16 protein-coding genes are annotated in these 22,371 nt (G+C 69.1%); 7 read left to right on the forward strand and 9 right to left on the reverse strand.

Annotated elements, in window-relative coordinates:
* Positions 1 to 329: helix-turn-helix domain-containing protein (locus ALI144C_RS05970; protein WP_441297535.1), on the reverse strand; the 329-nt coding region annotated here is incomplete at its 3' end.
* A gap of 216 nt (positions 330 to 545) precedes the next feature.
* On the reverse strand, positions 546 to 692 hold the full coding sequence (locus ALI144C_RS55290; protein WP_168211178.1) for a hypothetical protein: 147 nt from the start codon (positions 690 to 692) through the stop codon (positions 546 to 548).
* A 744-nt stretch (positions 693 to 1,436) separates the two neighbouring features.
* On the opposite strand from ALI144C_RS55290, the gene ALI144C_RS05975 reads away from it, so the two are divergent.
* Positions 1,437 to 2,594 carry a helix-turn-helix domain-containing protein gene (locus tag ALI144C_RS05975; protein WP_076986139.1) on the forward strand — a complete coding sequence of 386 codons (1,158 nt, stop codon included), beginning with the start codon at positions 1,437 to 1,439 and terminating at the stop codon, positions 2,592 to 2,594.
* Between the two features lie 62 nt (positions 2,595 to 2,656).
* Here ALI144C_RS05975 and ALI144C_RS05980 read toward each other — a convergent pair whose 3' ends face one another.
* Positions 2,657 to 3,781 carry an FG-GAP repeat domain-containing protein gene (locus ALI144C_RS05980; RefSeq protein WP_168211179.1) on the reverse strand — a complete coding sequence of 375 codons (1,125 nt, stop codon included), beginning with the start codon at positions 3,779 to 3,781 and terminating at the stop codon, positions 2,657 to 2,659.
* A gap of 571 nt (positions 3,782 to 4,352) precedes the next feature.
* Between ALI144C_RS05980 and ALI144C_RS05985 the strand changes: the two genes are divergently transcribed.
* Complete coding sequence (locus tag ALI144C_RS05985) at positions 4,353 to 6,770, forward strand: discoidin domain-containing protein (protein ID WP_202818859.1); 2,418 nt, start codon at positions 4,353 to 4,355, stop codon at positions 6,768 to 6,770.
* On the opposite strand, the gene ALI144C_RS05990 is transcribed toward ALI144C_RS05985, so the two are convergent.
* The gene (locus ALI144C_RS05990; protein WP_083752762.1) at positions 6,757 to 7,473 is read right to left on the reverse strand and encodes a TetR/AcrR family transcriptional regulator; all 717 of its coding nucleotides are present in this window, start codon (positions 7,471 to 7,473) and stop codon (positions 6,757 to 6,759) included. The two genes, ALI144C_RS05985 and ALI144C_RS05990, sit on opposite strands and share 14 nt — an antisense overlap.
* 85 nt (positions 7,474 to 7,558) lie before the next feature.
* On the opposite strand from ALI144C_RS05990, the gene ALI144C_RS05995 reads away from it, so the two are divergent.
* The 4 genes from ALI144C_RS05995 to atzF are packed head-to-tail and all read left to right on the forward strand — an operon-like array spanning position 7,559 to position 14,227.
* Positions 7,559 to 8,389, forward strand: a complete 831-nt coding sequence (locus ALI144C_RS05995; protein WP_076986007.1) for an urea amidolyase associated protein UAAP1 — start codon at positions 7,559 to 7,561, stop codon at positions 8,387 to 8,389.
* Complete coding sequence (locus ALI144C_RS06000; protein ID WP_076986008.1) at positions 8,386 to 9,015, forward strand: urea amidolyase associated protein UAAP2; 630 nt, start codon at positions 8,386 to 8,388, stop codon at positions 9,013 to 9,015. Before ALI144C_RS05995 ends, ALI144C_RS06000 begins: the two co-directional genes overlap by 4 nt.
* Positions 9,012 to 12,566, forward strand: a complete 3,555-nt coding sequence (uca, locus tag ALI144C_RS06005) for an urea carboxylase (protein ID WP_076986009.1) — start codon at positions 9,012 to 9,014, stop codon at positions 12,564 to 12,566. The genes ALI144C_RS06000 and uca overlap by 4 nt, the downstream gene beginning before the upstream one ends.
* Positions 12,563 to 14,227 (forward strand): allophanate hydrolase, encoded by a 1,665-nt coding sequence (gene atzF / locus ALI144C_RS06010; RefSeq protein ID WP_076986010.1) that lies wholly within the window; start codon positions 12,563 to 12,565, stop codon positions 14,225 to 14,227. Before uca ends, atzF begins: the two co-directional genes overlap by 4 nt.
* A gap of 285 nt (positions 14,228 to 14,512) precedes the next feature.
* Here atzF and ALI144C_RS06015 read toward each other — a convergent pair whose 3' ends face one another.
* Together ALI144C_RS06015 and ALI144C_RS06020 are read right to left on the reverse strand one after the other, a co-directional pair.
* Positions 14,513 to 15,388: a hypothetical protein gene (locus ALI144C_RS06015; RefSeq protein ID WP_076986011.1), complete on the reverse strand. Its 876-nt coding sequence runs from the start codon at positions 15,386 to 15,388 to the stop codon at positions 14,513 to 14,515.
* Between the two features lie 239 nt (positions 15,389 to 15,627).
* On the reverse strand, positions 15,628 to 16,512 hold the full coding sequence (locus ALI144C_RS06020; protein ID WP_083752763.1) for a helix-turn-helix domain-containing protein: 885 nt from the start codon (positions 16,510 to 16,512) through the stop codon (positions 15,628 to 15,630).
* A gap of 372 nt (positions 16,513 to 16,884) precedes the next feature.
* On the opposite strand from ALI144C_RS06020, the gene ALI144C_RS06025 reads away from it, so the two are divergent.
* Positions 16,885 to 17,901, forward strand: coding sequence for a M23 family metallopeptidase (locus ALI144C_RS06025; protein WP_076986012.1), 1,017 nt, complete (start codon positions 16,885 to 16,887; stop codon positions 17,899 to 17,901).
* Between the two features lie 159 nt (positions 17,902 to 18,060).
* Here the strand turns inward: ALI144C_RS06025 and ALI144C_RS06030 are convergent, their stop codons facing one another.
* From ALI144C_RS06030 to ALI144C_RS06040, 3 genes are read right to left on the reverse strand one after another with little or no spacing between them, the layout of a single operon-like run.
* A complete protein-coding gene (locus tag ALI144C_RS06030; protein WP_076986013.1) occupies positions 18,061 to 20,562 on the reverse strand; it encodes a hypothetical protein in 2,502 nt (833 codons plus the stop codon).
* Entirely contained in the window at positions 20,559 to 21,440 is an 882-nt protein-coding gene (locus ALI144C_RS06035) for a carbohydrate ABC transporter permease (protein WP_237774011.1), read from the reverse strand. The genes ALI144C_RS06030 and ALI144C_RS06035 overlap by 4 nt, the downstream gene beginning before the upstream one ends.
* A complete protein-coding gene (locus tag ALI144C_RS06040; protein WP_076986014.1) occupies positions 21,437 to 22,246 on the reverse strand; it encodes a carbohydrate ABC transporter permease in 810 nt (269 codons plus the stop codon). The genes ALI144C_RS06035 and ALI144C_RS06040 overlap by 4 nt, the downstream gene beginning before the upstream one ends.
* Positions 22,247 to 22,371: the final 125 nt, after the last annotated feature.

Genomic DNA, 22,371 nt, shown 5'->3' on the forward strand with positions numbered 1-22,371 from the left:
GCCAGGGCGATCAGCCGGGCCTCGACCTCACCGGTCACCGGGGACGGCACCGGCGGAAGCTCACGCTTCTTGCGAAAGATCGTGGCATGCACGTCACCACCGGTCTCGGCGAACCGCTTCGCGACCAGCCGCAGCATCTCGCCCGAGACCTCAAGCCGGGCCGCGATCGCCTCCTTCGGATCGGGCTCGCCCACCGAGGTGTCCAGCGCGAGCAGCACCCGCGCCCGTCTGATCGACGACGCGGGATGCACACCCGTGGTGGTCAGCCGGAGCAACTCTTCACGATCCCGCGCCGACAACCTGACCGGCCGCTTCAACTGGGAAGCCATCACAACAGCCTCCCAGCCAAAAGCACCTGAACTAAGCAGCGACACGCTACTAGTGGTCACGAACGGAAGTCTGTCGGGGGTCTCGACGGCCCAGCTTCCCGCTGGACGCACCGGCCAAAGGAGCCGGTACAACCCCGGTACCGGCTCCTTCGCCCGGCACGCCCAGCGAAAACCTGGATCCGCCGAATACCCCCAACGAACTCCCGTTCGCAACCACTAGCCGAGAACTGGCCGCGCACGGCTGCGGATGCCCAAGTGCGGCTTGCCGGGAAGCGATTTCACCGGGTCGCATCTGGACGGCGGGCGCAGGCTCGCCCGCTCACCGACCCGCTCGGCCAATGACGCGGTGTCGCGTCGGATCAAGGGCCTCCACAGCCACTTTTTCCGCTCGACGACTGGCCAGTCCCATTCTGGCCGGAATGGCCTGAGAATACCGTGGCCCACGGGCGAAATATGTCGATTCCCGACAGGGGAAAGCGCCTTGCCAACACCGATGGCATTTTTCGCATGGTCAGTGAGGGGCAGCCGAATGGGTCGTCCGCGGTGCTCCCATAACCTTGCCTGCCGACCTGGTGGCGGTGCGGTGCCGATGGTGGGTCAGGTCTGGCCCTCGTGGCGTCGCGCGCCGCGCCGCCGTCCGGCTCGCCGGAGTCGCCTCGCCGCGGTTGCCCCCCGGGGCGCGCCGTTCGAACGGACGGTCGATGCCCGCGGCGCGTACCACCCGAGCGGCACTCACCGGTATGTGATTCACCGAAAAACGGCGATATGACTGGTCGTCGGTATTTGTCACACCTCACAAACGCTGTGAGATGGGCTTGACGCTGTCTGTTCCGATCGCTTGACTGGGTTTTGTCCCAGTCCACACTTTGCCGTCGGGTCGTCTTTGCGAAAGCGCTGACGCTGTTTTGATAGGGGTTCGTCAAATTGTCGATGCACAGGAAATCCACGGCATCGCACGCCTGAGCTGACCGGGGAGTGCTCACCGCCGCTGCAGGTGGCACGGTTGGAGGCCGTGCCACCCGCACACTTGTCCGCAGCCGACAAGCGGTACGCGCGATCCCGCACATGGCGGTACAACTCACCGGCCACGCTGCCATCGTTGCGATGATGAGCGGTCTTTTCACGCTGTTGCGGTCACGTGTCGATCGAAATGCCAAGCGCGCGATCGAGGTGTACACAGAGCAGTTGCCCGAATACCGTGCGATGGCCGGTAACGCGCCGACGCGGGCCGAACTGGTGGATTTCGCCACGGTGCTGCGGCGCCGGACGGCCGAACTGGCCGCGGATGGTGAACCATTCACCGAATCCGACCTCGCGGGAATGCGCGCCCACGGCATGTCCCGTGGCATGTCCGGCGTGTCGCTGACGTCCCAGCAACGGGTGCTGGTCCTGCACGCCACGCTGACCCTCCGCGAGATCCAGGAGGCAACGGGGCCCACCGACAGCGACCAGTTGACGCACATGCTCGCGTGGCTGCCGCGCAACGGGCTGGCCGCGCAGAACGCCTTCACCGACGGCTACCTCAACGGCCTGGAGCGGCGGGTGCCCGAGGTCCGGCGCGTCCAGGGTTTCGCCCGTGCGCTGCTCACCGGCAACCCCGCGGCGCCCGACGTGGCCGTCAGTCTCGGTATGCCGTTCGTGACGCGCTATGTCGTCGTGGTCGTCCGCATCCCGGACGCCTCGTTGCCGGATGCCGGGCAACGGCGGGACGAGATCATCGAGGAGATCCTCGTGGACCACCGCGTTCCGATGACGTGGCACGACCCCGGCGAACTCGTCGCGTTGCTGCCCGCCGACGACACCGGTCCGGCACTGCGACTGGTCCGGCGGTTCGCCGAACTGCTCGGCCGTCCCTGCGCGGTCGCGGCCGCGACCGGCGCGCTGGGGGACCTCGCCGCGGCGCTGGCGTCGGCGCGCGGGCTGAGCCAGGTCGCCCCGGTCGAGGCGAAGCCGCTGCGGCTCAACGTGATGACGGACCTGTTCACCGAACTCGGTGTCCGGCAGATGCCCGAGATCGACGGCTGGCTGCGTGACCTCGGCGACCGGCTCGCCACCGGACCCGACCTGGTCCGCACGCTCGACTGCTTCTACCGCAACGGCATGAACCGCCTGACGGCCGCGGCGGTACTGCACATCCACCCGCGCACGCTTGACTACCGCCTGCGCCGGGTCCGTGAGCTGACCACAATGGATCCCCTCTCGGTCAGGGGGATCCGGATCCTCAGCACCACCGTGACCCTGGTCCTGTCGGGCACGTGGTCGTGAACGCGAACGGGGCCGGACCGCGTCACCGCGCTCCGGCCCCGTCTACCCAGGACACTGCGTGATCAGGTGATCACGTCGTTGCCGCTCCAGCCGTAGCCGAAGTTGGCCCCGTTCGGTGCCAGCAGCACACCGAACGCGCGCCCCATCGGATCCGCGATGAACTTCCCGGAGTGCAGGTACGGCACGAGTTGCGCGGGCGGGGTGGAACCCGGGACCCGGGCGACCACGTCCGGATTGCCGTCCTTGTTCACATCGCTGATCAGCAGGGCGTTGGTGGACTGCCAGCCGGTGCCCAACGAGTAGGCCTGTCCGGTCTGGAAGTCGTACACGCTCAGCCACTGGTCGTTCTGCGTGGTTCCCCACTGCAGGTACACCAGGTCCGGCATGCCGTCACCGGTCATGTCGGCCATGTTCTGCTCGATGTCGTACGTCCCGCCCTCGATGACGAGCTGGGCGGGCAGCAAGGTCTGTGTCCCGTTGAAGACCTTGCTGTGCAGGTACACGTACGTGTTCCCGTTCGGGTTGCCGACGGCGGGCCTGCGCAGGATGTCGTCCCAGCCGTCGTTGTTCCAGTCGTAGACGAAGATCAGGTCGCCCGGCTGCCACCCGGTGCTGATCAGCACCTTCGAGCTGAGGGTGGATGTGCCGTTCAACACACCGCTGTGCACGTGCACATACATGTTGCCCGCGGTCTGCGGCGTGTTCTCGATGGCGATCACATCGGACAGTGCCCGCGGCTGCCCGCCCGCGCCCGCCATCCGGCCCCGGCCGATCCAGCGGACCCCGCCCCAGCCGTTGTTGATCGTGACGGCTGTCGGGTACGTGCTCGGCGCGCCCGTGTAGGTCCCGCTGTGCGGGTACACCTTGAGCTCGTTGGTGACGCTCGAGCGGGCGAGGATGTCGGGCCACGCGTCGTTGTTGAAGTTGCCCGACGAGCCACCGCTGGCCGCCGACCGCGTGCTGACTCCACCGGACGGCCGCGGTGCCGGTTTCTGGTGGACCTTCCGCTTGGGTGCGGGTGGTGGCTTAGGCAGGTCTTCCCCCGCCTTCGCCGCCTGGGTCGGCGTTGTCGGCGCGGCGGCGGCACTGGGGGAAAGCGCCACTGTGGACGCTGCCAGTGCCACGGCGGACACCGCGGTGAGCACGCCGCGGGCGACCCGGCGGCTGATGGGTCTTACTTGGTGCATCGGCGTCATCCCTGACTGTTCGCGCGCAGGGGTACGGCACGGCTGTAGCGATGAGTCGCGGCCGGGGCCGGTGAGAAGGTGTGGACCATCCCGAGCGAGAGTTCTCGTCCCCCGCACTTCGTGTCGTTCGAGACCCCGCCGAAGTTGCGCGGTAACAGCGAATTTGGAGCAAACGGCCCTGCGACAGCGGGCAAATGGCCTAACGGATCGGCCGGATGCGGCTCCGGGCGCATGCGGAACGTGCGAGTTCGGTCACTGGTCCACCTATCGTCACCCATCCGTGATCATCGGGGGCAACCTGGTTGGGCGGCTAGACGTCCACCATGCGTGTACCAATCGGACTGATGTGGGTGACTGTTGTAACGCTAACGGGTGGTTCTGCGGATTTGTTTACAACACAGGGTGTGCGTCAAGGTGCGCTCGTGTCGATCATCTGGACCCCGGGCAGGGGACGTCGCTTTAGGTGGGGGAGATAGCTGTGCGAACGCAGCGAGCCAGCCGTGAGGGACCGAGAAGGTTCGGCTGGGCCAGGATTTCAGTCACATCACGCTTACTGGTCATCGGAGCCGCGGTGCTCGTGACCGTCGGCGTCGTGTCCATTCCGTCGGCCGACGATTCCGGACACGAGGGACACGGCGGACACCGGCACGTGATTCCGAAGGACATCAAGAAGGTCGCGGCTGATCCGGTGTTGCCGGATGCGGGGTGGACAGCGACCGTCGACAGCACGGCGCCGGGCACGGCGGCGGGCAATGTCCTCGACGAGAACAACGCCACGGTGTGGACGAGTGCGGCCGCGTTGCCGCAACGCCTCACCATCAACATGCAGGCCGCGAAAAGCGTTTCCGGCCTGACCTACCTGCCGGCCGGGAACAACGCCAACACGGTCGGCGGCTTCAAGATCTTCGTCAGCGCGACCGCGCCGACTCCGGGCAACTGGGGTACGCAGGTGGCGAGCGGCACGTTCCTCAACAGCGCGGCAGCGAAGTTCGTGCCCTTCCCGCCGGTGACAGGTCAGTACGTGACCTTCCAGGCGATCTCGACCGCGGCTGTCGGCGGCGCTGTCGTGTCCGTCGCCGAACTGGACGTGCACGGCGGTGGAGCGGCGCCGACGCTGGACCGGACGGGGTGGACGGTCACCACGGACAGCCAGGAGACGCGTCAGGCCGGTTTCCGGGCGACCAACGCGATCGACGGTGAGCCGGACTCGATCTGGCACACCAAGTTCACCCCGCCCGCCCCGCCGTTGCCGCACTGGATCCAGCTGGACATGCAGGCGAGCAAGCCGGTGTCGGGTCTGCGTTATCTGCCGAGGCAGCACCCGAACAACCAGAACGGCACGATCGGCGGCTACCAGATCTTCGTCAGCGACGACCCGAACAACCTGGGTCCCGCGGTGGCTGTCGGTGCGTGGCCGGCCTCGCAGGCCGAGAAGACCGTGACGTTCCCGCAGAAAACGGGTCGCTACGTCCGGCTCACCGCCACTTCCGAGGCATACGGCGGAAACGCCGGCTACACCAGTGCCGCGGAGATCAACGTCCTCGGCAACGTCCCCGCGCAGAACCCGAAGGTGGCGGGTTCGTGGGGGCCGACCATCGGCTTCCCCCTGGTCCCGGTCGCGGCGGCCGTCGTACCGGGCAACAAGCTGGTCACGTGGGCGGCGGGCGACTCGTACGACAGCGAGCCGCAGGAGTCCGGCAAGACCTCGACCGCGACCATGGACCTGAACACCGGTGTGGTCACGCACACGAACGTGAACCAGACCCAGCACGACATGTTCTGCCCCGGCACGTCGACGTTGCCGGACGGCCGGATCATGATCACCGGTGGCAGCAACGAGAACAAGACCACCATCTACAACCCGGCCAACAACAGCTGGGCGCCCGGTCCCGCCACGGTGACCCCGCGCGGGTACCAGAGCCAGGTCACGCTGTCCGACGGTCAGGTGTTCCTGATCGGCGGCTCGTGGAGCGGGGCGATCGGCGGCAAGGGCAGTGAGATCTGGTCACCGCAGACCAACACGTGGAAGACCCTGCCGGGCATTCCGGACACGCCGATCCTGACGGCCGACCCGGAGGGCGTCTACCGCGCCGACAACCACTCCTGGCTGTTCGCGGCACCCGGTGGCAAGGTGTTCCACGCCGGTCCGAGCAAGCAGATGCACTGGTTCAACACCGGCGGCAACGGTAGCTACGCCAACGCCGGTCCGCGGGGCAACGACGCGGACGCGATGAACGGCAACGCGGTGATGTACGACATCGGCAAGATCCTCACCACCGGTGGCGCACCGTCCTACTGGAACTCGTACTCCACCAGGAACGCCAACCTCATCGACATCAACAACCCGGCGAGCGTGACGGTCACGCCCATCGCGCAGATGAACCACCCGCGCGTGTTCCACAACAGCGTGGTCCTGCCGGACGGCAAGGTCGTCGTGGTCGGCGGGAGCTCGTACGCGTTCCCGTATTCGGACACGACGTCGATCATGCCCGCCGAGATGTTCGACCCGGCGACGAACACCTTCACGCCGATGGGCACGATGGCGGTGCCGCGCAACTACCACAGCGTGGCGACGTTGCTGCCGGACGGCCGCGTGTTCAGCGGCGGCGGCGGGCTGTGCGGGACGTGCCCGACCAACCACCCGGACGCGCAGATCTTCACGCCGCCGTACCTGTTCCAGGCCGACGGCAGCCCGGCACCGCGACCGGCGATCACCAACGCGCCGACCACCGCGGCGGCGGGTGGCAGCATCAACGTCACCACCGGTTCGGCGGTCTCGTCGTTCTCGTTGGTGAAGATGGGTGCGGTGACGCACAACATCAACACCGACCAGCGGCGCGTTCCGCTGACCACCACCTCGTCCAACGGCACGACATACACGTTGGCCCTGCCCGCGGACAAGGGCGTGCTGGTGCCCGGTGACTACATGTTGTTCGCGCTCGACGCCAACGGCGTGCCGAGCGTGGCATCGATCATCAAGACCAGCTGATCGGCGTATCCACACTGGACGGCTCCCGGCGAACCCGGGAGCCGTTCGGCTGTCCGGGGGTTTCCAGCAGCCCGAGTGCGGCCGAGCGCTGGTCTCCGGCCAGGCGCGGGTGCCCGGCCAGGCGCAGGACGCCGTCGGCGCAATGCCGGGAATGTGCCTCGATGTCGCGGTCCGGTTCGTCCCGGCGCATGACCGCGATGCTCTCCACCAACCCGAAGACCAGGTCGGTGCGGGTGGACGCGGGGGCGTCGTCGGGTATCCGGTCGATCAGCTTGCCGTACGCGGCCTTCAGTTCGGCGCGCTCCATGCGGAACGAGGCCAGCCCCGGTGCGGAGACCTCGGGCAGCAGGTACAGCACGCCGAGGTTGTGCCGTGCGGTGCCCAGCAGCCGGGTGTCCGAATAGGCCAGTGCCCACAGCCGCACGCCGACGGCCGCACGGGCGTCGACCAGCGCGCGGGCGACCTCCAGCGACGGGTGCACGGTCTCGGCGAGCAGCGCGCAGAGGATGTCTTCCTTGGCGGGGAAGTGGTAGTACAGCGAGGCCTGTCGCAGACCGGCGCGCTCGGCGATCGCCCGTGTGGTGGTCGCGGCGTACCCGGTCGTGGTGAACAGTTCGGCCGCGGCCTCCAGGACCGCGCGTTTCGCGTCCTGGCTGCTCGCTGTAGCCCCGCTGGCCCGCGGTCGTCCGACTCCGCTGCTCACGCCGTATGCACTCCTGTTGACCTGATTTCGATCAGGCGATAGAAATTAGCACAAGCCCCGACCCCATCCCGGAAGGAGTGCCGCCGTGACCACGGCCACCACCTACGGCGCACGCGACCACGCGCGTGCCCAGGACGGCACTGTCGTCGAGACGATGCCGACGATCCCGGCGGCGAACTGGCCGGAGCGGCCCGAGGGGGTGGCGGCCGAGCAGATGGTGTGGGCGGAAACCGTCGCCGGCGGGGGCTACACGCACAAGGTCCTGGCACGCGGTACGGAGTTGCGCCTGACCGACCTGCGGGGAGACGCCTGCGCCCACGTGCTCGTGTACAACGCCGACGCCCCGTGGGAGCGGCTGAACGTCGCCGACACCGTCAAGGTCCAGTGGAACGCGTACATGGGGTCGGCCATGGGACTGCTGTCCGACCAGGCACGCGTGCTCGCCACGGTCGTGACCGACGAGTCCGGTCACCACGACGCACTGTGCGGCACGTCCACCGTGTCGGGCAACGCCGAACGCTACGGCGACGGCAGCCCGCAGGGCGAGTCGCCGGCCGGGCTCGGGCTGTTCACCCTGGCCGCGGCCAAGCACGGCCTCGAGCCGCGGGACATCCCGCCGAGCATCTCGTTCTTCCAGGGCGTCCGGGTGGAGGACAGCGGTGTCCTGACGTTCACCGGTTCGGCCGGTGCGGGCAAGTCGGTGGTGCTGCGGACGGAGATGCCCGTGATCGTGCTCATCGCCAACGTGCCCCACCCGCTCGACCCGCGGTCGGACTACACCGTGACCCCGTTGCAGGTGCTCGCGTGGCGGGCGCAGCCGACCACGCCCGACCGCCCGGAGTGGAACGCGACCCCCGAAGCACGCAGGGCCTTTGAGAACACCGCCGACTACCTCACCGCCAGGGGGATCGCGTGACCGCCGCCCAGAAGGACATCGTGCTGGACACCGAGGTCGCGGCCCGCGCGCCGTTCTCGACGATCGTCAAGGCCGGGCAGGTGCTGAGCATCATCGACCTGGGCGGCAACCAGGCCGTGGACTTCCTGGCCTACGACGCCGACGACACCAGCAAGCGCTACAGCGCGGCGGTCACGATCGCCGCTCAGCGCAACATCTTCCTCACCACCGGCAGCGTGTTGCGTACCCAGGAAGGCGCGCCGCTGATGACCGTCGTCGCCGACACGTGCGGCAGGCACGACACGCTCGGCGGCGCGTGCAGCAAGGAATCCAACACCTTGCGCTACGGCCAGCACACGCGTCACCAGCACGCGTGCGTGGAGAACTTCCTGACCGAGGGCGCCCGGTGGGGGCTGGGCAAGCGTGACCTCGTCAGCAACGTCAACTGGTACATGAACGTGCCCGTCGAACAGGACGGCACCCTCGGCATCGTCGACGGCATCTCCGCGCCCGGCATGGAAGTCCAGTTGCGCGCGGAGACCGACACGCTGGTCATCGTGTCGAACTGCCCGCAGATCAACAACCCCTGCAACGGTTTCGACCCGACCCCGGTGCGCATGGTCGTCACCGGTGGCGGTGCCGGGTGAGACTGCTCGTCGCCAACCGCGGCGAGATCGCCACCCGGATCCTGCGCAGCGCGCGTGAGCTCGGCACCCCGACCGTGGCGGTGTACTCCGACGCGGACCGCACCGCGCCGCACGTGCGCATGGCCGACCAGGCCGTGCGCCTCGGCCCGGCGGCCGCCCGCGAGAGCTACCTCGACGCGGACGCGGTGATCCGTGCGGCACGGGACACCGGTGCGGACGCGATCCACCCCGGCTACGGCTTCCTCTCCGAGGACGCTGCCTTCGCCCGTGCCGTCGAGCAGGCGGGAATCGCGTTCGTCGGACCCTCAGCGGAGCACCTGGATGTGTTCGGCAGCAAGCACACCGCACGGGAGAAGGCGACCGCGGCCGGAGTGTCGCTGCTGCCGGGGACCGGGCTGCTCACCGGAGTGGACGAGGCGCTGGACGCGGCCGACCTGATCGGCTACCCGGTGATGCTCAAGGCGACCGGCGGCGGTGGCGGGATCGGGATGCGCGCCTGCCACAGCCCCGCGGACCTGCTGACCGCGTGGGAGTCGGTGCAGAGCATCGCGGCCAAGAGCTTCGCCACGTCAGGGGTTTTCCTCGAGCGGCTGGTGGAACGGGCCAGGCACGTCGAGGTGCAGATCTTCGGCGACGGCGCGGGCCGCGTGCTCGCACTCGGCACCCGCGACTGCACCCTGCAGCGGCGCAACCAGAAGGTCGTCGAGGAATGCCCGGCCCCCGACCTGCCGGACGACGTGTCGCGCCGGTTGGTGGCTGCCGCTGTCGCGCTGGGCGAGTCGGTTTCGTACCGCTCGGCGGGCACGGTCGAGTTCGTCTACGACCCGGACCGCCGCGAGGAAGCGTTCCTGGAGGTCAACACCCGCCTGCAGGTCGAGCACCCGGTGACCGAGGCGGTGTACGGGATCGACCTCGTGGCGTGGATGCTCCGGCTGGCCGACGGCGACACGGCGATGTTCAGCGGCACCCTGACACCACGCGGGCACGCCGTCGAAGCCCGCGTCTACGCCGAGGACCCCAACGAAGGACACCGGCCCAGCGCCGGATTGCTGACCGGCGTGCACTTCCCGGCCGGTACACGCGTGGACACGTGGGTGGAAGCCGGTTCGACCGTCACCACACACTACGATCCTTTGCTGGCCAAGGTGATCGTCACGGGAACCGATCGCGCCGACGCGCTCGACCGGCTCGGCGTCGCCCTCGCCGAGACCCGGATCGACGGGATCCGCACCAATCTCGGCCAACTGCGCGCGGCGGCTGAGCACCCGGATGTCCGCGAGGCCCGGCACGACACCGCGACCTTGGACGCCGTCCCGGACGTCGACCGGCGCATCGACGTGCTGCGCGGCGGAACGTCCACCACCGTACAGGAATGGCCGGGGCGCATCGGGTACTGGCATGTCGGCGTGCCACCGAGCGGCCCCATGGACGACCTGTCGCTGCGCCTGGGCAACCTCGCACTCGGCAACGACGAAGGCGCGGCCGGTCTTGAGTGCACTGTGGACGGCCCGGCGCTGAGGTTCAGCCACGAGACGGTCGTCTGCGTGACGGGCGCTCCCGCCGACGTCACTGTGGACGGCCAAGCAGTTCCACAGTGGACACCGGTGGCGGTGCCGGCGGGCGGCGAGCTCGACGTCGGGCCGAGCAGCCTCGGCCTGCGCACGTACGTCCTGGTCCGCGGGGGACTGGACGTGCCCGCGTTCCTCGGCAGCAAGGCCACGTTCACGCTCGGCAAGTTCGGCGGCCACGGCGGACGGGCGCTGGCAGCCGGTGACGTGCTCACCACCGGCACCGAACCGGAGATCCTCCCCGGCGGCGCGGTCCCCGACGCGCAGCGCCCGGTCTTCACCGAGCAGTGGGAGATCGGCGCGCTGGAGGGCCCGCACGCCGCTCCCGAGTTCTTCACCAGCGAGGACATCGACGCGTTCTACGCCGCGACCTGGCGCGTGCACTTCAATTCCGCGCGCACCGGCGTCCGGCTGGTCGGCCCCACGCCCGGGTGGGCACGTGAGGACGGCGGCGAGGCCGGGCTGCACCCGTCGAACATCCACGACACCCCGTACTCCGTCGGCGCCGTCGACTACACGGGGGACCTGCCGATCCTGCTCGGCCCGGACGGCCCCAGCCTCGGCGGGTTCGTCTGCCCGGCCACGGTGGTCACCGGGCAGCGGTGGAAGCTGGGCCAGTTGCGGCCGGGCGACACCGTCCGGTTCGTCCCCGTCGACGTCGAACAGGCCGCTGACCTGCGCCGCGCCCCGGCCGGGACGATCAGAGCGGTCCCGTTGTCCGACGGGGGAGTGCTCGACCGGCTGGAGCCCGACCCGGACCGCCCGGCGGTGACCTACCGGCGCAGCGGCGACGACAACCTGCTGGTCGAGTACGGCCCGATGAAACTCGACCTGGCGCTGCGGATGCGGGTGCACGCGCTGGCCGAGCGGCTCGCATCGGCGGACGTGCCCGGCATCGTGGACATCACGCCCGGCATCCGGTCGCTGCAGGTGCACACCGACCCCGACCAGCTGTCGGTGGCCAAGGCCCTCGGCCTGGTCCGTGAACTGGAACAGGAACTGCCCGCGACCGGCGACCTGGTGGTGCCCAGCCGGACCGTGCGGCTCCCGCTGTCGTGGGACGATCCGGCGACCCGTGAGGCGATCCAGCGCTACATGGCCGGTGTCCGCGACGACGCGCCGTGGTGTCCGTGGAACATCGAGTTCATCCGCAGGGTCAACGGTCTGTCCAGTGTGGACGACGTGTACCGGACCGTTTTCGACGCCGAATACCTGGTTCTCGGCCTCGGTGACGTGTACCTCGGTGCCCCGGTGGCGACACCGCTGGACCCGCGGCACCGCCTGGTGACCACGAAGTACAACCCGGCGCGGACGTGGACGGCGGAGAACTCGGTCGGCATCGGCGGCGCCTACCTGTGCATCTACGGTATGGAAGGCCCTGGCGGTTACCAGTTCGTGGGCCGGACCGTTCAGGTGTGGAGCGGCTGGCAGCAACGCGGCTCGTTCGAACCGGGATCGCCGTGGCTGCTGCGGTTCTTCGACCGGATCTCCTGGTACCCGGTGTCCGCCGAGGAACTGCTGGATCTGCGCGCGGCGACCACGGCCGGGCAGCTCGAACTGGACATTACCGACGGGCGGTTCGCGCTCGCCGACTACGAGCGTTTCCTCGCCGACAACGCCGAGTCGATCGCCGAGTTCCGCTCCCGGCAGTCGGTCGCGTTCGAAGCCGAGCGGCAGGCGTGGGCGGCGGCGGGGGAGTTCGACCCGAAACCCGAACCGGAACCCGTGATCGCCGACACCGCGAAGGTCACGGCGCCGCCCGGCGGCCGGGTGGTGGAGGCGCCGTTCGCGGCGACGGTCTGGCGGGTCGACGTGCGGCCCGGTGATCAGGTGGACAAGGGGCAACCGTTGGTGGCGTTGGAGGCGATGAAGACGGAAACGCAACTGGTGGCGCCCGCCGCGGGCGTGGTGGTCGAGCTGTTGGTGCAGCCGGGAACGCAGGTCGCTCCCGGGACCGCCGTCGTCGTGCTGGGCCAGGCGTGAACGCCGTCGAGCGGGTGCGGATGGCGTACCGCAGCATCGCCGCGGCCGGACGCCCGGAAGTGTGGATCACGTTGCGCGGCGAGGACGAGGTCCTCGCCGAGGCCGCCGGGATGAGGCCGGATCTGCCGCTGTCCGGCCTGGTCTGCGCGATCAAGGACAACATCGACGTGGCGGGCCTGCCGACCACCGCGGGCTGTCCGGCGTTCGAGTACACGCCCGCGGAAAGCGCCACGGCCGTGCGGCGCCTGACCGAGGCGGGCGCGATCGTGCTCGGCAAGACCAACATGGACCAGTTCGCCACCGGCCTGGTCGGCACCCGCAGCCCGTACGGGGCTGTGCGCAACGCCTTCCGGCCGGACCGGATCTCCGGCGGGTCGAGCTCCGGATCTGCGGTGGCGGTCGCGCTCGGGATCGTGGACTTCGCACTGGGCACCGACACCGCCGGGTCCGGCCGTGTCCCGGCCGCGGTGCACGGCATCGTCGGGCTCAAGCCGACGCTCGGTCTCGTGCCGAACACGGGCGTTGTCCCGGCGGCCCGGCCGTATGACAGCGTCAGCGTGTTCGCCGAGGATCTCACGCTGGCGCAACGGGTCCTCGCCGTGATCGCCGGACCGGACGACGCCGACCCGGGCAGCCGCGACTGGCCGGCCACGGTCCGGCTCGCCGCCGGTCCACGTCCGGTGGTCGCCGTGCCGACAGCGAGCGGCCTGGAGCCGTTGCCGCCCGAGGCGCGTGCGGAGTTCCATGCCGGTGTGGCGACCCTGCGCGCGGCCGGAGCTGACGTGTCCGAAGTGGACATAACAGTGTTCCTGGACGCGGCGAGGCTGCTCTACGACGGCGCGCTCGTGGCCGAGCGGTACGCCGCTGTCGGCGAGTTCATCGCGGCACACCACGGCGACGTGGACCCGACCGTGGCCGGGATCATCCTCGCGGCCGGGGACCTGCCCGCGCACCGGCTCGCCGCGGACCAGGCACGGCTCGCGGAGTTGCGGTCGGCGGCCATGGCCGCACTGGCCGGGTTCGACGCGCTGGTGCTGCCCACCACGACCGGTCACCCCACGCTCGCCGAGGTCGCAGCGGATCCCGTCGGCTTGAACAGCGCACTGGGCACGTACACGAACTTCGTGAACCTGCTGGACTTCGCCGCGGTCGCGGTCCCCGCGGGGCAGGTGGACGGCAGTCCGTTCGGGCTCAGCGTGATCACCCGTGCCTTCGACGACCAGGTGGCGCTGGACATCGCGGCGTTGCTGACCGGCGAGCCCGCGCCCGAGCCGTTCGCCCCGTCGATCGCGCTGGCGGTGTTCGGCGCGCACCTGCGTGGTCAGCCACTGAACCACCAGCTGACCAGCATCGGCGCGCGGTTCGACAGCGACATCGTCACCGCGCCGGAGTACCGGATGGTCGCGTTGCCGACCGATCCGGCCAAGCCCGGCATCGTGCGTGCCAGCGACGGCGGCAGCCTGCGCGGCGAACGCTGGCTGCTGCCCACGGCTGGCCTGGGCGCGTTCCTCGCCGCGCTGCCGCTGCCGATGTCACTGGGCCGCATCCGACTGGACACGGGCGAGGAAGTCCTTGGCTTCCAGTGTGATCCGGTCACGGCGGCGGCGGGCAAGGACATCACCGCGTACGGCGGCTGGCTGGCCTGGCTGGCGGACGTGTGAGAATGGTGTGTGCTCCGGGCGCTGGAGCACACCCCACTCGTCGTGCCCATAGGCCCGCGGATTCTGGGGGATCCAGGCCGGGCACGAGTCACCTTCCCCTCCTCGGCTCACCGCAGACGATGGCAGCGCGCGCTTGCGGCTTTCTTGCGGTTCACCTGCATGGCGGACAGCGGAAGAAAGCGAGCCGCACGCAACCGCAGCCCGAGCCGGGTCTACCGCAGGCAGCGCGCAAGCGCAGGCGGGGCCTGATGCAAACCGCGCGTAAGCGCAAAGGTCAAGCTGCGATCAGGCGGCGGTCGCGGTGACGTCCTCGCGTGGCGGGGAAGCGGGAACGACCTCCGCGACATCCCGGGCGCGCGCCAGCTGGGCCACGCCGAGCCCGCAGAGGAAGGCGCAGATGACGGCGAGCGCGATCTCGAGGTTGGTGGTCGCGAGCGTCTCGCCGAGCAGGACAACCCCGATGATGGTGGCGCTGGCCGGGTTCACCAGGTTGGTCAGCGCCAGCGGGGCACTGAGCCCGTCGCGGTAGGAGCGCTGGGTGAGGATGGTGGCGACGATCGCGAACGCCCCGACGGCGACGGCGGCGAAGATCGTGATCGGCTGGAGCAACACCCCAGCCCCGGAATCACTTACGGTCACGACGATGGTCTGGCACAGCGCGGAGCAGACGCTGAACGCGATGCCGCCCGCGATGGCCTCCCATAACGTCGACGCCCCCGGGCGGCGACCCACCAGCGCCAACGCGGTCACGATGACGACCGTTGCCGCGACGAGCCAGATGAGCTCACTGTCACTGAGCGTGTCCGCCTTGCCTGAGGTGGTGATGATCAGGGCGAGGCCGGTCAGGCCGACGACCGTATAGGCCATCCCGGTCATCTCCAGCCGGGTCGGCCGCCGCTTCGCGGCCGCGGCCGCCAGCGGCACGGCGATGACCAGCGTGAGCGCGCCCAATGGCTGGATCAGCGACAACGGCCCGAAGTTCAGGGACGCGACGTGCAACGCCGCGCCGAGCGCGTTGAGCCCGATCGCCAGCCACAGCACCGGCACCTTGACCAGCTGGGCGACGGTGAGGTGCGCGAACCGGGCCTGGATCAACGCGGCGACCGCGTACGCGATGGACACGGCCACGCAGAGCGTGATCGCGATCAGCAGGTTCGTCACAAGCAGTCGCCCAATCTCAGCTCGCCCGACGGGACGGGTTTCATCCAGCGTCCACGTTCGGACGGTCCGAGAGTCCAGGCAAGCCGGTGACATCGGGTCACCGGGACTCCTCTTTCGAGGGTAACCCGCCCAAGGTCGTCACGACGGTGTTTTGCCGTGATCCCCGGTACGAGCCAGGGATTTCCCAGGGTACCCTTAGCGCAATCGGACTCATTCGGTCACTCTGTGTCACAGAATGGTCAGTCCCATTCCCACGCGATCCCGATCACCCCGGGTTTGACGCCGCGGTCGGTGTGGTGCACCCAGCGCCCGGACGTCACGATCAGCTCCTCGCCGACGTGGGTGTCCGCGTGCGGCTTGGGCTGGGTGAAGGCGTGGATCCGGGCGGGCACGGCGTCGTCGTCGAACCGGACCCGCATCAGGTAGAACTCGGCCGGGTAGCGGAAGCCCCTGCGGTACTCGAGGCTCACCGGCGGTGCGCAGATCGTGACCGCGTAGTCGAAGAACTGGGTCTCGCCGACCCGCAGCCTGCGGTCGAACAGCAGCTCCGCGGCGATCACAGCGGCGTCCGCGTGCCGCCGGACGCGCCCGGTGCGGCAGTTCGCGAGGGCCTGCACCGCGATGTCCGCCGAATCCGTGCCGGGCTCGGCGCAGTAGACGGCCAGGTACCGGTCCGGGCCGTCCGCGGTCGCCTCGACGACCAGCCGCGTGTGTACAGAGTGGATCGTGCGGTCCGCGCCGACCGCGACGGTGTCCTGCTGGCTGATCACGCCCAGTCGCGAGTCCGACGGGCCGAGCATCGGTGTGACCGCCTCGGCGAGCGCGTCCGCCGGATTGAGCAGACCGTCGTAGTCCCGGTCGCGCTTGGTCCACCGGCCACGGGGACGCGGCGGCCCGAGCAGCGCGACCAGGGAATGCCGGGGCATGTTGAGGATGCCTTCGATGGCGTGCACGGCACGCAACGAGTCGGCGCGCTCGGGTCTGGAGCGGCCCTGCTGCCAGTAGCTCAGACTGGTCACGCTGACCCGGATGCCGCGCTGCGCCAGCCGGTGGCGCAACCGGTCGAGCGTCAGGCCGCTGTCCTCGATCGCGGCCCTGAGCGCGGAATGGAACTGGTCCGGCACGGCTCGCACTCCTCCATTCCGGCTCGGCTGGGGTGACTCTGTGAACGAACACAAAGTTCGTCCACCCGATCACTCAACGCGCCAGCGCGCCGCTGGTCACGTCCGTTCACAGTTTTGGTCCTCGTGTTCAAGGACTCCGCCCGGCGGCGCCGAGCCGCTTGACGCACTTCGACCGCCGGGTATTTCTTTCGTTCTGACCGGTCAACCCCTGCTGGTGTCCCAATCCCTGTTGGAGGACACATGTTTCTGGTCAGAGCTATGGTCGTGGTCACTTTAGGGGCGTTAGTCCTACCACAACCGGCTTCTGCCGCGCCGTCCAGTCTCACCGACCAAGTCCGTGGCGTCACGATCTCCGAGCACGGTGCGTCACCGGTGGTCGAGACGAGCCGCACACACGGCAACTGGGCCTTCGGGTCGACGACGGTTCCCACGTCGTCGGACGCCCACGAGGCCCCGCAGAGCTCGCTGTTCGTGGCCCGCAACCTCGGCCGCAAGTGGCGTGTCGAGCTGGAAGGCACCGCCGGGTTCGTCGAACTCGCCAACCAGGCCCCGCGCGAGGTCGTCAGCGACAGCGAGAAGGAGTTGTTCGCGAGCAACTTCCAGTCCCGCAACACCCTGGCCGCGGACACCGGGCTCGGACTGCCCTGGCCGCAGGGCGTGTCGTGGTGGATGGGCGGAGGCCCGCACGGCAACAGCGGCAACAGCCGCCCGTTCAGCTCGATCGACTTCAACGGCGGCGACGGCCGCGTGCTGTCGGCCGGACCGGGCAAGGTGTACAAGAGCTGCATCCGTGGCCGCAGCGCACTCGTGAAGGTCGTGCACCCCAACGGCTACAGCACGACGTACTACCACATGTACGACCTGACGAACCTCGCCGACGGCTCCAACGTGCAGACCGGCACCTACCTCGGGCACATCGGCAACGAACTGCCCTGCGGCGGTTCGAGCTCAGGTGCGCACGTGCACTTGTCCCTGCTGCGCGGCAACACGCACATCAGCGTGAACAACCAGACGATCGGCGGCTGGACGTTCTACGAAGGCTCGTCGGCCTACGGCGGCTACGCGCTGCGCAACGGCGTGCGGGTCAATGTGGGCGGTCGCGTCACGAACTACGGCGGCGGCGGAACTCCTTCACTGCCCACCGGAACCGTGAACGGCGGCGACAACCCGTCGGTCAACGTCCGCTCCGGCCCAGGGCTGAGCTACGACGTGACCGGAACCGTCGACAACGGCACCGTGGTCCAGATCTCGTGCACCGCGCGAGGTGAGACAGTCCAGGGTGTGTGGGGTCCGACGGACCTGTGGAACAAGCTGAACACCGGCGGGTGGATCAGCGACGGGTTCCTCGACACAGGTTCGAGCGAACCGATCGCTCCGGCCTGCGCCTGAGTGCCGAGCTGCCTTCCGGACGCCCCTCGCCCGGAAGGCAGCTCCCTCAGCTGAAGCTGGTCTCGCTGGTGAAGTCGGCCACCGCGGCCCTGTCCAACCGGCATGCGCGATCAGGTGCGGCGGAGGGTGGACGCGATCCAGCGGGGGCCATGACGACAGTCATGGTGTCCCGAAAGGCATCCGGCACAGGGGATTGTCCAGGTGCAGCGGCTCCTCGCCGAGCCCGGCCGGTCGCCCGTCCACGGTGAACGGGCCGGTCCAGCGCAGGCTGAGACCCCGGTAGTCCACGCCGTCGGGCTCGAACTCAGGCTCGTCCAACCCGCCGATGAACTCGGCGAACGAGCCGTCGACGGCCCGCCTGCCGACCACGCACACCCACGACGTGCCCGCGCCACGCGCCCGGATCTCCTGGTAGGCGTTCGGGCCCGTGGTGAGCACGCGGCAACCGCCCTGGGTGGCGAGGGCGACGTACCCGTCGCCTCTGCGGCCAACCAGCCACGGGTCGACCGGCACCCATTCGTCCAGAGTGGACAGCGGGAACCAGCCGTGGGTGAAGCCCATCGGGTCGTCATGGGGGATTCGGTACACGGCGAGCACGGTGTTGCGGTGCTGGTGGACCCTCGGCAGGATCCGGTTGCCCGCCCAGGCGTTCGGGCGTGCGGACGAGTGCGTGGCGTCGTTGGGCGCGTGCGTCACGTAGATCTGGGTTTCCGGGCCGAGCGTCGCGCCCCAGATGTGTTCCTGCAGCCCCGGCAGGCCGGACCGGTAGTCCTGGACACTCGACAGCATCGCGTCCGGGGTCTTGTACACGACCAGATCAGAGGCGTACGGACGGCACAGCAAGTCGTGGCGCAGCCGGTACTCGCCGCGGTAACGCTGCTTACCCAGCCACTCCTCGGGCACACGAGACGCCTCGGCGAGCCGCGGCGGCAGTTGGTAGCGCTGAGCGGTGGCCAGCACGGTCGCGGGCAGCGTGGCGTGGTTGAGCGCCCCCATGCCCCAGCACAGCCACATGATCGACGCCGTTTCCTCCAGCCGCGCGGTGCGCTGCGTCTGCACGTACGACCGGTCGTGTGCCGAGACGTGCGCGCTGTACCAGGAGTTGAACGCCAACGTCAGCAGAGTCTTGTCCAGCAACCGCCGTGCCAGGTCCCGGATCGTCTCGTCGTCCGCGAACTCCACCAGTGAGGTCAACGCCAGCACGTCGACAGCGAGGTACGCGTTCGAGTCGAACTCGCTGTAGCCGCCGGCGAGTTTGCGCGTGAGCCACTGCTCGGCCATGTCCCTGCCGTGCTCGGCGTGCCGCGTGCCGCTCCAGCCGGTGTTCTGGAAGACGTCCTGCGCGAACGCCTGCCCGGCGAGCAGTTCCGCCGTGTGCCACACCACCTGGTGGTTCTCGGTGAAGTAGCACATCGCGTCGAGGCCGGGCTGGTCGATCCAGTACTTCAGGCCCAGCAACGGTTCGCGGACGTGCTCACGGACATCCTCCCGGCGGTGCCACAGGTGCAGCAGGCCCAACGCCTCGAAGTCCGCGCAGTCCGCCCGGTTCCCGATCATCCACAGCGACCGTTCGAGCGCTTTCGGGCGTAGCGCGTGTCCCGGGTCCAGTGCCAGCGCCGCGAGTTCCGCGGCGCAGCCGTTGGGACCTTGCGCCGCGTGTTCCAGCACCTCGCGCCGCCAGTCCTCGGGACCGCCCACGGGTGTCGTGCGCCCGTGCGGCAACATCACCACGGGGAAGTCACGGAACAACGGCGACCCGGGTACCGACACCCGGACGGTGTGCTCGCCCGTCGTCAGCATCGACGCCGACCCGACTCCGGCGTCACCGGTCATGTGCGCCAAGGGGATCGTGACACTTCCACCGTCCACAGTGACCGTGCGGTCGATGTGGCCGCACCGGACGTTCAACGTCACGCCGTCCGGCGCGGTGAGCTCGACCTCCGGCTCGATCAGACCCCAGCGCGGCGTGCCGACGCCGTCGAGGACCTGCTCGGCGAACTCGGACGACAGCTCGTCGGCACCCGGGCTGGGAACGACCACGCGAACCGGCAGCCCGCCCACCCGCAACCGGACGACCTGGCGGCACTCGCGGAACCCGATCTGCCACGAGCACACCACGACCTCGGACACACCGGACGGCAGCCACACCTTCACCTCGTGCTCGGCGGGCTCCATGTAGGTGACCTGCCCGGTGCGCAGCACGCACTCGCCACCGACGTACAACTGGACCGGCCCGGTGCTCGCCAGCTTGAGCGTCCGCCATTCGGCCTGGTCCACCTCGAAGGCGGTGGCAGCGGCGGCGATCCGCAACTCCGGCGTGAAGCAGAACTCGCTCCAGTCCACCAACCCGTCGGACGCCGTGTGCACGCGCCGCCACGTTCCCCGGTGCTCGGCGCCGGTCGGCCCGGTGTACGCGACCTCGCCGCCCTCGACCACCGCGGGCAGCGGCTGGTCGCGCAGCGGCCACCGTTCGTGCAGCCTGGCCTTCAGGGGAGTGACGTCCGGGCCGTTGGTCAGCACCCAGCGGCCGTCCGGGCCCCACGGCGAACCGTCGGCCGCCAGTGCGCCGGAGAGATCCACCGGCTCGGCCCACCCGCCTGCCACCAGCCAGTCCCGCACCGTCCCGCGTTCGTCGAGCCGGTGCGTGGTGCGTCCGCTCATCTGAGTCCCGTCTGCGCGATTCCCCTGACGATCTGCCGTTGGGTGAACAGGAACACGATGATCACCGGGATCATGCTCACCACCGACATGGCCAGGATGTAGTTGAACGGCACGACTTCCTCGCTGCTGAACTGCGCGAGCGCCACCGGCAGCGTGTACAGGTCCTGCGACTGGGCGATCACCAGCGGCCACAGGAAGTCGTTCCACCGCCAGATCACCGAGAAGATCGTGACCACCGCCAGCGCGGGGCGGCACAGCGGCAGGATCAGCCGCAGGAAGATCCGCAGCTCACCGGCGCCGTCGATCCTGGCGGCCTCGATCAGGTCGTCCGGGATGGTCAGCATGTACTGGCGCAGCAGGAACACCCCGGTCGGCGTCGCCGCGGGCGGGATGATCATCCCGAGCAGCGAGTTGGTCATCCCGGTGTCGGCGGCGACCTGGTGCAACGGGATCAGGATGATCTGCAGGGGGATCATGATCGTGCCCAGGGTGACCAGGAACAGCACGTTGCGGCCGCGGAAGTTGTACTTGGCCAACGCGTACGCCGCCATCGTGTTGATCACCAGGGTGAGCGCGGTCGCCGAGACCGTCACGATGGTGCTGTTGGTCAGGTACACGCCGAAGTCGAACCTGGACAACGCCTCGGTGTAGTTGTCCGGCGAGAACGAGTCCGGCAGCAGGGCAGGCGGCCGGGCCGCGAGTTCGGTGCGCGTCTTGAACGAGGAGAGCACGGTCCACACCACGGGCGCCAGGAACAGGATCGACAAGGCGATCAGCCCGGCGTACATCAGGACCTTCGCCGTGGTGGGCGGTGCGGTGGCGGACGCGGAGGTCCAGGTGGACCTCTTGGTCGCCCGCCGTGGAGCCAGGCCGATCACATGGACTCCCTGCGTCGGCCGTACAGGAAGTTCAGCATGGTCAGCGCGAAGATCGTGCAGAACAACACGACCGACCCGGCCGCCGCGAGCCCGTACTGGATGGGGGAGCGGAACGCGTGCTCGTAGATGTACTGCACCATCAGCGTGGTGGCGCCGAGCGGGCCGCCGCCGGTGAGCGTGTAGATGAAGTCGAACGCCTGGAACCCGGCGATCAGCGACAGGATCACCACCACGAGCGTCGTCGGGCGCAGCAACGGCCACGTCACGTGCTTGAACCGCTGCCACGCCCCGGCCCCGTCGATCCGGGAGGCCTCGTAGTACGAGCCGTCGATGCCCTGCAGCCCGGCCATGATGATCAACGTGTAGAAGCCGACGTGCGTCCACACGCCGACGAACACCGTCACCCCGAGCGCCGTCGGCCCGTCGACCAGCCAGCCGACGTCCAGGCCCAGCACCGAGTTCAGCGCGCCGGACCGGCGTTCGAGGATCCAGCTCCACAGCAGGCCGACCACCACCGGCGACAACAGCACCGGCAGGAAGAACACCGCGCGGAAGAAGCCGCGAGCCCGGATCGGCTGGGTCAGCAGCAGCGCCAGCCCGATCGCGGCGGCCGTGGAGACCAGCACGAACGCCACGACGAAGATCAGCGACGCGCGAGCCGCCGACCAGAACTCGTCGTCACCGACCAGCTTGCCGTAGTTCGCCGCGCCGACCGGCGTGAACGTGCGGCCGTTGGAACTGTCGAAACCGCTGACGTAGAAGCCGTTGATGGCCGGGTAGATGATGAACACGCCGAAGATCAGCATGTTCGGCAGGATGAGCAGCCTCTCAGTAAGCGCTTACTAGGGCACCCTATGACTACATATGTGAACAGTCAACGGCTGGCCGGTACGTTTGGTAAGCGCTTGTCGTCAGGTGTGGACGGCGCGAA

Source organism: Actinosynnema sp. ALI-1.44 (genome assembly GCF_001984155.1).
Classification (GTDB): domain Bacteria; phylum Actinomycetota; class Actinomycetes; order Mycobacteriales; family Pseudonocardiaceae; genus Kibdelosporangium.